Below are 9,181 nucleotides of genomic sequence, written 5' to 3'. Positions count from 1 at the left end.
TCTCGATCGACGTTGCAATTAATGCGATGGTTGATACATAATGCGCATGTCGGTCACGTTGTAGCGTCTGTGTAGATATCGGTGCCGGTGAAAGTCCAAGCTTTTCACAGACGTAGTGTTCCACATACGGATCGATATTGGCATATGTCCCGACAGCACCAGATAGCTTTCCAAATTCAATGCCTCTTGCCGCTTCTTCAAAACGTTCTAAGTTCCGCTTCATCTCTTCATACCAAAGTGCTAATTTCAATCCGAATGTCGTAGGTTCTGCATGAACACCGTGCGTTCTTCCCATCATGACGGTATGCTTGTGTTCAATCGCACGCTTTGCTAGCACGTCGATAATCCGATTTAAATCGTTACGCAAAATCTCGTTTGCTTGGCGGATGACATAAGACAACGCCGTATCGACGACATCCGTTGAAGTCAGCCCATAATGAACCCATTTTTTCTCGTCACCCAAAGATTCAGAAACGGCACGCGTAAATGCGACGACATCATGCTTCGTCTCGGCTTCAATTTCCTTAATCCGGTCTGTTTGAAAAGAAGCACGTTCGCGTATTTTTTTAGCATCTGATTCAGGAATGACACCAAGCTCAGCCCACGCTTCACAAGCTAATATTTCCACCTCAAGCCAAGCTTGAAAACGATTTTCTTCTGTCCAAATACGACCCATTTCTTCTCTCGTATAGCGTTCGATCATTGATGAAAACCTCCAATTTTCCTTAAAACTCATTTTGTGTATGTTTTACTGTTTGTTTTTCTGTTTATGTTGTTTAAATAATGGTTGTTTTGCTTCTTAATTAAATTTTATATAACTTGTATTTCGGATTCGACCTGATAAAATTAATGTACACATAATTAAAATACAAGTAAAGGAGGAAACTTAGTATGTCAGAAAGTCAATTGCAATTTATCGTTCAAGTCGTTAAAGAACTTTCTGAAGGTCAAAAAACCATCATACACCGGTTCGATCGACTTGAAAAAAGTCATTACAATCTGGCCAATCGATTTAAACAGCTGACAAAAAGTCAAAGTCATCATAACCTCGCTAACCGGTTTGACAAGCTCGAACAGAATCAAATTGAAACGAATGAACGTTTATCACGAATTTTTAATCCACTCTAATAATTAACTTTCCACAAAAACAACCCCTGAGGCGGTGCAGTTTGGCCAAGCACACGACGATCGTTTGTTTCAAATGCTTCCTGAATGCACTGAAGGTTCTTCCGCTTGCTGCCAATATCGACTAATGTACCGACTATAATTCTCACCATATGAGTCAAAAAACCATCACCAGTCACTTCAACCACTACATGTTCATCCGATTCAAGTAGGTCAACGTTATGGATTGTCCGTGTTTTGTCTCCTTTTACGTTCGTTTTGGAAGCTGAAAATGAGGTAAAGTCATGTGTCCCTTGTATTTGTGCAGCTGCTTTTTTCATCTCTTCAATGTCCAATGGATAACGAATATGCCATTCATGATTTCTACTGAATACATCATAATCTTTTGAATAACGAATAAAATACCGGTACGTTTTATCTCGTGCATCTTTTCGAGCATGAAAATCACGAGAAACTTTTTCAACTTTTCCAATTGAAATATCGTTTGGCAACGTCGTTTGAAGTGCCCTCTTCCAATTCGTTTCGGTAAGATCTAATGGGCTATCAAAGTGAATGACTTGTGCTTTTGCATGCACACCTGAATCCGTCCGACCCGATGCATATATTCGAATAGCTTGTTGATGAATTTTCATTAAGCTTTTTTCAATTTCTTCCTGTACAGTTCGCGCATTTACTTGGACTTGGAATCCCGAAAACAAGGTTCCATCGTAAGCTATTTGTACTTTCAATCGTTGCATAATCTGACTCCTAACCATTGAAATAAAAGAATCCAATAACAATGATGATAAATATTAGAAATACGATTAAATCAAGCGACGTAAATTTCAATTCCCTGAATTTCGTTCTTCCATAATCGCCTCTGTATCCTCTTGCTTCCATCGCCATCGCTAAGTCTTCCGCTCGTTTAAAGGCACTAATAAACAGTGGAATCAATAAAGCAAAAATCGCCTTCAACCGATCACGCCACTTCCCTGTTCGAAAATCAATCCCTCGAGATGCTTGTGCTTTCGAGATTTTGTCCGTTTCTTCAATCAGTGTTGGAATGAACCGCAAAGAAATCGACATCATCAAGGCTAGTTCATGGATAGGTAGTTTAAGCGATTTTAAAGGTTTCAGTAATGTTTCAACTGCATCGGTAATCGAAATTGGTGTCGTTGTTAACGTTAACAGTGTCGTCATTAAGATAAGTAAAAATAACCGGGATGAGATGATTGCTGCTTGGATAACCGCTTGGTCGTAAATCGCATATCCGAAAATCGAGAATAATACCTCTCCCTGGCGTTGTATGAATAAGTGTAAGATAAACGTCAATATGATGATAAACCATATCGGACGCAAGCCTTTCACGATAAATAAAGGGTGTACGCGAGACATAACCGCGCCAAATGCAGCAAAGAGAAATAAGATCAAGTAGCTACTCAATGTCTCAGCAGAAAAGGTCACGAGGACGTAAAAAAATACGATCACTAATTTGGTACGTGCATCTAACGCATGAACAGGTGATTCCTTTGGTACATATTGACCAATGATAAAGGATTGATTCATCGGTTGCCTCCTGCGTGTAAAGCTTTTGCTATATCTTTTCCTAATTCGCTAGGACTTTGATGAAGATAGGTTATTGGTAAACCTAATGTTTGCTTTAATTGATTAATTAGCTGTAATTCTTCGGGTATGCCAAGTCCAATTTTTCGGAGACGTTCTTCTTCTTGGAATACTTCTACTGGTTCTCCTTGCATCACTAGTTCTCCTTTGTTTAACACAAACGCCTGGTTCGCGTGACGGAGAACATCTTCCATGTGATGGGTCACTAGAATGATTGTCATTCTTTTTTTCTTATGTAGCGAGTCGATTAAACTCATGATTTGCTTTCTACCTCTTGGATCGAGACCGGCCGTCGGTTCATCCAAAATCAATACGTTTGGTTCCGTAATGAGCACTCCTGCGATGGCTACCCGCCGCATTTGACCACCACTTAATTCAAACGGCGAGCGCTGGAGAACGTCTGTCGGTAACCCGACTTCTTCTAAAATAGTTGGCAGATTATGCTTTGCTTCCTCAACATCCATACCAAAGTTTTTAGGGCCAAACAGAATATCTTTCTCAACTGTTTCCTCGAATAACTGGTGCTCTGGGTATTGAAAGACTACACCAACTTTTCGACGTAGTGATTTAATCTCATTGTTCTTCTTCGTCGTCAGCTCGAAATCGCCAATACGAACTGTCCCCGAAGTTGGGCGTAGAATGCCATTTAAGTGTTGTAGCAATGTTGATTTTCCTGACCCTGTATGCCCGATAAAAGCAGCATAATCTCCATCTTTTATCGTCAGACTGATATCTTTTAATGCTTGGTGAGAAAATGGACTATTCGGTTGATAAATAAAATCTACATTTTCGAAGACAATTTCCATAGTTGATCCACCAATTCTTTCATATGTAATGGTTCTTTCTCCAGTTTAACTCCATGCTCGTTCATTCCTGCATATATACTTGATATAAGTGGTATTTCCAATCCAATCTCGGACAGCTCATTTTGGTATTGGAAAACTTCTCTCGGTTTACCACTCATCCACTGTCTTCCTTCGTTCATTACAATGATTCGGTCCGCGTAGGCTGCTTCACTCAAGTCATGTGTAATATAGACAATCGTCATCTTTTTTGTTTTTCGAAGACCTTTAATCGTTTCCAATAATTCTTGCTTTCCATTCGGATCCAACATTGTCGATGCCTCATCAAAAATGATCACTTCTGGCATAATCGCTAGAATGCCAGCGATTGCGACGCGTTGCTTCTGCCCGCCAGATAAACGATTTGGTGCTTGGTCTTTAAATGAATACATATCAACTTCTTTTAATGCGGCAGAAACTCGTTTCACCATTTCTTCTCGAGGGACACCTAAGTTTTCTAAACCAAACGCGACATCATCCATGACAGTTGTCCCAACAAATTGGTTCTCTGGATTCTGAAAAACCATGCCGACCTTCTTGCGGATTTCCCAATAGGTATCTTCTGACAACGATAGCCCGTCCACTGAAATCGTTCCGCTTGTAGGAAGAAGTAAGCCATTCATCAGTTTTGCCAGTGTAGATTTACCAGAACCATTATGACCGATCAAAGCAATCCATTCATTTTGTTCAATCGACATACTTAATTCATCTACTGCATTTCCACTATTTTTGTCATATGAATAGCTCACTTTGTTAAATTCAATCATCACTGTTGCTCCCTTGGCACCGTACTCTTTCACTAATGTTAGTTTATCATACCGACAAGTCGATTTGGTAATAGATCATGTACTAGCTATTCATTTAAAGGGAACTCTATCGTTTGGTAAACGTTTCGTATTGAGCGTTATTTCGTAATTGAAGATAGAGTTAAATTTTGATGTCCTATCTTAGAATAGAACGTTCCTAATTGATGATAGAGTTGAAATTTGATGGGCTACCCTCGATTAGAGTGCTCCTAATCGAGGATAGAGGTTAAATTTGATGCGCTATCCTCGAATAGAGTGTTCATAATTAAAGTCAGGTTCAATTTTGTACAAAATAAAAAAGGGCTCAGTCCAAAGTTTCTGGTAACTGACCACCCTTTTTCCTTTAATCATTCAATTAGTCAACTAATTCAATAATCACCGTTTTCGCACCGTCACCTTTACGTTCACCCAATTTTAGGATACGTGTGTAACCGCCTTGGCGGTCTTCAAATCGAGGTGCGATATCTGAAAACAATTTTTGTAAAGCAGATTGTGACTCTTCTTCGTCCGCTTTTGCATTGCGGATCACAGAAGCTGCTTGTCGACGAGCATGTAAGTCACCGCGTTTACCGAGTGTGATTAGTTTTTCGACAACAGAACGTAGTGCTTTTGCTTTTGCTTCTGTTGTTTCAATGCGTTCGTGCACAATTAGATCAGTAGCAAGGTTACGTAGCATTGCTTGACGTTGATCTGTTGGACGGCCTAATTTCGCTTTCGCCATTCTCAAAACCTCCTTTACCAGAAAGATTTATCGCTGTCTTGATTAATCGTCGTTACGTAGGCCTAGGTTTAAATCATTCAACTTGAATTTAACTTCATCTAATGATTTTCTTCCCAAGTTACGGACTTTCATCATATCTTCTTCGGATTTTTGTGTCAGTTCTTGAACCGTGTTGATTCCTGCACGTTTCAGACAGTTGTATGAACGCACAGAGAGGTCTAACTCTTCAATGGTCATTTCCAACACTTTTTCTTTTTGGTCTTCTTCTTTTTCTACCATGATTTCTGCTTTTTGAGCTTCATCAGTCATATTTACAAATACATTTAAATGCTCTGTAAAGACTTTAGCTCCTAAGGAAATTGCTTCCTCAGGTCGAATACTACCATCTGTGCTTACATCCAGTGTCAGCTTATCATAGTTTGCTACTTGACCAACTCGAGTGTTCTCTACTTGGTAGGTTACACCCTTAACTGGAGTAAAGATTGAATCTACTGGAATAACGCCGATCGGTTGATCATCACGTTTATTCGCATCAGCTTTACGGTAGCCACGACCTTGCTCAGCAAAAATCTTCATGGATAGACTTCCGTTTCCTGTGATTGTTGCAATTTTAAGGTCTGGGTTCAGTATTTCTACGTCACTATCATGCTGAATATCTCTAGCGAAGACTTCACCCTCGCCTTGAACATCAATTTCCAAAGTTTTCTCTTCTTCAGAGTAAATCTTTAACGATAACTCTTTTAAATTTAAAAGAATAGTCGTTACGTCTTCATAGACGTTTTCAATAGTTGAAAATTCATGAAGGACGTTTTCAATTTGGACAGACGTCACTGCAGCGCCAGGTAGTGAGGATAATAGAATACGACGTAGGGAGTTCCCTACTGTAGTTCCATAACCACGCTCTAACGGTTCAATGACGAACTTTCCGAATGTAGCATCATCACTAATTTCAATCGTTTCAACTTGCGGTTTTTCAATTTCGATCATTTACCCAAAACCCTCCTTCAAAACGTCGAAACACTTATGCGGAGTTCCCCACATTTTCTTTCAAAATCAGATACTGCTTTTTTAAAACAGCCTGATGTTCCGTGCCTGCTTATTTAAGCTATCATAACCCATTATAGACGGGCTGACAAAATATATACGAATAAATTAAACACGACGACGTTTTGGTGGGCGGCAACCATTGTGTGGAACTGGTGTTACGTCCACGATTGCAGTGATTTCAAGACCGGCTGCTTGTAAAGAGCGAATTGCTGCTTCACGACCAGCACCAGGGCCTTTTACTGCAACTTCAATTGTTTTCATGCCGTTTTCTTGTGCTGATTTCGCCGCTACTTCTGCTGCCATTTGCGCTGCAAATGGCGTGGATTTACGGGAACCTTTGAAGCCTAGCGCTCCCGCACTGCTCCAAGCTACAGCATTTCCGGCTGAGTCTGTAATTGTCACAATTGTATTATTGAATGTAGAGCGGATATGTGCTGCGCCAGACTCTATATTCTTTTTCACGCGACGTTTTCTACGAGTTGTTTGCTGCTTTTTCGCCATAATGCTTCAAACCTCCTTCGATTACTTATTTTTTCTTGTTAGCAATTGTACGACGTGGGCCTTTTCGAGTACGAGCGTTGTTCTTAGTCTTTTGACCATGAACAGGCAATCCTCTACGATGGCGAATTCCACGGTAAGAACCGATCTCGATCAATCGCTTAATGTTAAGGGATGTTTCACGACGAAGATCCCCTTCAACTGTATAGTTTTCTACACCTTTACGGATGCTAGCTAATTCGTCTTCTGTTAGATCACGTACACGTGTATCTTCAGAAACACCGACATCTTTTAACACTTGTTGAGCTGTAGATTTACCTACTCCATAAATATACGTTAGCGCGACAACGATACGTTTGTCACGAGGGACGTCAACTCCTGCAATACGAGCCATTAGTGGATGGCACCTCCTTTTTGATTATCCTTGTTTTTGTTTGTGTTTTGGATTATCACAAATCACCATAACTTTTCCTTTACGGCGGATAACTTTACACTTTTCACAAATAGGTTTAACAGATGCTCTTACTTTCATGTTCTTACCTCCTCTTAGATCGGAGTCTTCATTTATTTATAACGATAAGTGATTCGTCCTCTTGATAAATCATACGGTGACATTTCCACCGTTACTTTATCACCTGGCAAAATTCGAATATAGTGCATGCGAATCTTACCGGAGACATGGGCAAGGATTTCGTGTCCATTTTCCAACTCTACCTTAAACATAGCGTTAGGTAAAGTTTCCTGAACTGTTCCTTCCATTTCAATTACATCATCTTTAGCCATTGAGAGAATCTCCCTTCTTCCAATCTGCCAATAATTCATTAACAAATTTCGATATTGCGAAACGGAGCTTTCCATTTGTCACCCGGTTGGTCTCTTTTAAGCTCTTTTCAACTTCTGGGGAGACATAATCAATCAGCTCCACATGGTGAAGATTTTTCTTTTTCGGTCGGTCAAATTTCCTTTTCTCGCCATCCGCCAATAATACGAATTTTTCATCTAAAATATCGATGATAACCGCATACTGACTTAGTTCACGACCACGTTTAACCTGAACCAACTGGCCTATTCTAGGACTTCCCGATTCTCCATCGTTCAATCACAATCACCTTCACTTGATTTAAGCTTTTGTTAAAATTTCATAGCCATCCTCTGTCACTGCAATCGTATGCTCAAAATGTGCGCAGTTCTTCGAATCTTCCGTAACGACTGTCCAACCATCTTCCAGCGTTCGAACATAACGTTCGCCGAGGTTTACCATTGGTTCGATGGCCAGCACCATACCCTTTCTCAACCGTGGTCCTTTGTTTGGTGGACCGAAATTCGAAATATGTGGGTCTTCATGAAGGTCTTGGCCGATCCCATGGCCTCCATACTCCCGCACTATGGTATAGCCGTACGGTTCGACATAGGATTGAATGGCATGTGAAATATCGGTCAGACGTTTTCCGGGAGCAATCACGCTTAATCCTTCAAACAAAGATGCTTCAGTGACCTCGAGGAGTTTTTGCGTCTCTTCGTCAATTTCTCCGACAGCATATGTCCAAGCCGAATCTCCATGATAACCTTTATATTCCGCACCGATGTCCAATGTGACGATGTCACCATTTTTCAACTCGCGATTACTTGGGATACCATGTACGAGTTCTTCATTGACTGAAACACAGACACTCCCTTTAAAGCCATTATATCCTTTAAAAGATGGTAGTGCATCCATACTGCGTATAAACTTTTCAGCAATGTCATCTAGTTTTTTGGTAGTGATACCGGGTTTAATATGTTTCTGAAGTTCTTGGTGTGTTAACCCAACAATTTTACCTGCTTGGCGCATCAAATCAATTTCACGTGGTGTCTTTAAAATAATCATTTAGGCCAAGCCTCCGATAGTTTCATCAATTTTATTGAAAACTTCATCAATATCTTGATCACCATCAATAGCAACTAGATAACCTTTATCTTCATAGAAATCCAACAAAGGCTGTGTTTGTTCAATGTTCACGTCTAAACGGTTTTTCACTGTTTCCGGTTGATCATCCTCACGCTGAATGAGTTCAGTACCGTCATTATCACAAATGCCTTCTTGTTTAGGTGGATTGAATTCGACATGATATGTCGCTCCACAAGTCGGACAAATGCGACGACCTGTTAATCGTTCAATTAACTTTTCAGTTGGAACTTGAACGTGCAATACATAGTCAAGCTTTGTATTTAACTCATTTAACAATTTTTCGAGCGCTTCAGCTTGAGCTACCGTACGAGGAAATCCATCTAATAGAAATCCTTTTTCACAGTCCGGTTTTGATAGACGTTCTTTGACAATTCCAATGGTTACTTCGTCAGGAACCAATTCACCTTTGTCCATGTACGTTTTTGCTTCATTTCCTAATGCTGTTCCTTCTTTGATCGCAGAACGGAACATATCTCCAGTTGAGATATGAGGGATTGCATACTTTTCTACGATTTTCTCTGCTTGAGTACCTTTTCCGGCACCTGGCAAGCCCATCAAAATTAGATTCATACCTTTCCCCTCGCTCTCACAA

General features: G+C 40.3%; 15 protein-coding genes. 1 reads left to right on the top strand and 14 read right to left on the bottom strand.

Translation table 11 applies throughout. The features are described 5' to 3' along the window. Positions 1 to 703, bottom strand: a 703-nt coding sequence (locus tag KC820_RS06880; RefSeq protein WP_272874469.1) for a lyase family protein, incomplete at its 3' end; no start/stop codon positions are given. Positions 704 to 891: 188 nt separating this feature from the next. Here KC820_RS06880 and KC820_RS06875 point away from each other — a divergent pair. Next, on the top strand, positions 892 to 1,128 hold the full coding sequence (locus tag KC820_RS06875; RefSeq protein WP_212369603.1) for a hypothetical protein: 237 nt from the start codon (positions 892 to 894) through the stop codon (positions 1,126 to 1,128). Here KC820_RS06875 and truA read toward each other — a convergent pair. The 13 genes from truA to KC820_RS06810 form a co-directional block, all read right to left on the bottom strand. After that, complete coding sequence (truA, locus tag KC820_RS06870; protein WP_212369600.1) at positions 1,125 to 1,862, bottom strand: tRNA pseudouridine(38-40) synthase TruA; 738 nt, start codon at positions 1,860 to 1,862, stop codon at positions 1,125 to 1,127. The two genes, KC820_RS06875 and truA, sit on opposite strands and share 4 nt — an antisense overlap. Positions 1,863 to 1,872: 10 nt before the next feature. Then, positions 1,873 to 2,670: an energy-coupling factor transporter transmembrane component T family protein gene (locus KC820_RS06865; RefSeq protein ID WP_212369598.1), complete on the bottom strand. Its 798-nt coding sequence runs from the start codon at positions 2,668 to 2,670 to the stop codon at positions 1,873 to 1,875. After that, positions 2,667 to 3,533, bottom strand: a complete 867-nt coding sequence (locus tag KC820_RS06860) for an energy-coupling factor transporter ATPase (protein WP_144163557.1) — start codon at positions 3,531 to 3,533, stop codon at positions 2,667 to 2,669. The genes KC820_RS06865 and KC820_RS06860 overlap by 4 nt, the downstream gene beginning before the upstream one ends. Then, positions 3,509 to 4,336 (bottom strand): energy-coupling factor ABC transporter ATP-binding protein, encoded by an 828-nt coding sequence (locus KC820_RS06855; protein ID WP_144163558.1) that lies wholly within the window; start codon positions 4,334 to 4,336, stop codon positions 3,509 to 3,511. Before KC820_RS06855 ends, KC820_RS06860 begins: the two co-directional genes overlap by 25 nt. 394 nt (positions 4,337 to 4,730) lie before the next feature. Next, on the bottom strand, positions 4,731 to 5,096 hold the full coding sequence (rplQ, locus tag KC820_RS06850; protein WP_212369596.1) for a 50S ribosomal protein L17: 366 nt from the start codon (positions 5,094 to 5,096) through the stop codon (positions 4,731 to 4,733). A 42-nt stretch (positions 5,097 to 5,138) separates the two neighbouring features. Beyond that, positions 5,139 to 6,083 (bottom strand): DNA-directed RNA polymerase subunit alpha, encoded by a 945-nt coding sequence (locus KC820_RS06845; protein ID WP_212369593.1) that lies wholly within the window; start codon positions 6,081 to 6,083, stop codon positions 5,139 to 5,141. A 165-nt stretch (positions 6,084 to 6,248) separates the two neighbouring features. Continuing rightward, positions 6,249 to 6,644, bottom strand: coding sequence for a 30S ribosomal protein S11 (gene rpsK, locus KC820_RS06840; RefSeq protein WP_144088772.1), 396 nt, complete (start codon positions 6,642 to 6,644; stop codon positions 6,249 to 6,251). 25 nt (positions 6,645 to 6,669) lie between these two features. Next, complete coding sequence (gene rpsM / locus KC820_RS06835; protein ID WP_144088771.1) at positions 6,670 to 7,035, bottom strand: 30S ribosomal protein S13; 366 nt, start codon at positions 7,033 to 7,035, stop codon at positions 6,670 to 6,672. A gap of 24 nt (positions 7,036 to 7,059) precedes the next feature. Continuing rightward, the gene (gene rpmJ / locus KC820_RS06830; RefSeq protein ID WP_144088770.1) at positions 7,060 to 7,173 is read right to left on the bottom strand and encodes a 50S ribosomal protein L36; all 114 of its coding nucleotides are present in this window, start codon (positions 7,171 to 7,173) and stop codon (positions 7,060 to 7,062) included. A gap of 32 nt (positions 7,174 to 7,205) precedes the next feature. After that, a complete protein-coding gene (gene infA / locus KC820_RS06825; protein ID WP_144088769.1) occupies positions 7,206 to 7,424 on the bottom strand; it encodes a translation initiation factor IF-1 in 219 nt (72 codons plus the stop codon). Continuing rightward, positions 7,417 to 7,740: a KOW domain-containing RNA-binding protein gene (locus tag KC820_RS06820; protein WP_212369591.1), complete on the bottom strand. Its 324-nt coding sequence runs from the start codon at positions 7,738 to 7,740 to the stop codon at positions 7,417 to 7,419. Before KC820_RS06820 ends, infA begins: the two co-directional genes overlap by 8 nt. A gap of 21 nt (positions 7,741 to 7,761) precedes the next feature. Then, complete coding sequence (gene map / locus KC820_RS06815) at positions 7,762 to 8,508, bottom strand: type I methionyl aminopeptidase (protein WP_212369588.1); 747 nt, start codon at positions 8,506 to 8,508, stop codon at positions 7,762 to 7,764. Beyond that, positions 8,509 to 9,159: an adenylate kinase gene (locus KC820_RS06810; protein ID WP_212369586.1), complete on the bottom strand. Its 651-nt coding sequence runs from the start codon at positions 9,157 to 9,159 to the stop codon at positions 8,509 to 8,511. Positions 9,160 to 9,181: the final 22 nt, after the last annotated feature.

Origin of the sequence: Allobacillus saliphilus, from assembly GCF_018138385.1 — a bacterium.
GTDB classification, from domain to species: domain Bacteria; phylum Bacillota; class Bacilli; order Bacillales; family Alkalibacillaceae; genus Allobacillus; species Allobacillus saliphilus.
This window is presented reverse-complemented; position numbering and strand designations above follow the sequence as displayed.

Excerpts from the sequence above, each read along its gene's own strand:
- KC820_RS06865 (WP_212369598.1), bottom strand. The coding sequence starts at position 2,670 with ATGAATCAATCCTTTATCATTGGTCAATATGTACCAAAGGAATCACCT.
- rpmJ (WP_144088770.1), bottom strand. The coding sequence starts at position 7,173 with ATGAAAGTAAGAGCATCTGTTAAACCTATTTGTGAAAAGTGTAAAGTT.
- rpsM (WP_144088771.1), bottom strand. The coding sequence starts at position 7,035 with ATGGCTCGTATTGCAGGAGTTGACGTCCCTCGTGACAAACGTATCGTT.
- KC820_RS06845 (WP_212369593.1), bottom strand. The coding sequence starts at position 6,083 with ATGATCGAAATTGAAAAACCGCAAGTTGAAACGATTGAAATTAGTGAT.
- KC820_RS06860 (WP_144163557.1), bottom strand. The coding sequence starts at position 3,533 with ATGGAAATTGTCTTCGAAAATGTAGATTTTATTTATCAACCGAATAGT.
- KC820_RS06855 (WP_144163558.1), bottom strand. The coding sequence starts at position 4,336 with ATGATTGAATTTAACAAAGTGAGCTATTCATATGACAAAAATAGTGGA.
- KC820_RS06810 (WP_212369586.1), bottom strand. The coding sequence starts at position 9,159 with ATGAATCTAATTTTGATGGGCTTGCCAGGTGCCGGAAAAGGTACTCAA.
- truA (WP_212369600.1), bottom strand. The coding sequence starts at position 1,862 with ATGCAACGATTGAAAGTACAAATAGCTTACGATGGAACCTTGTTTTCG.
- map (WP_212369588.1), bottom strand. The coding sequence starts at position 8,508 with ATGATTATTTTAAAGACACCACGTGAAATTGATTTGATGCGCCAAGCA.
- KC820_RS06875 (WP_212369603.1), top strand. The coding sequence starts at position 892 with ATGTCAGAAAGTCAATTGCAATTTATCGTTCAAGTCGTTAAAGAACTT.
- rpsK (WP_144088772.1), bottom strand. The coding sequence starts at position 6,644 with ATGGCGAAAAAGCAGCAAACAACTCGTAGAAAACGTCGCGTGAAAAAG.
- infA (WP_144088769.1), bottom strand. The coding sequence starts at position 7,424 with ATGGCTAAAGATGATGTAATTGAAATGGAAGGAACAGTTCAGGAAACT.
- rplQ (WP_212369596.1), bottom strand. The coding sequence starts at position 5,096 with ATGGCGAAAGCGAAATTAGGCCGTCCAACAGATCAACGTCAAGCAATG.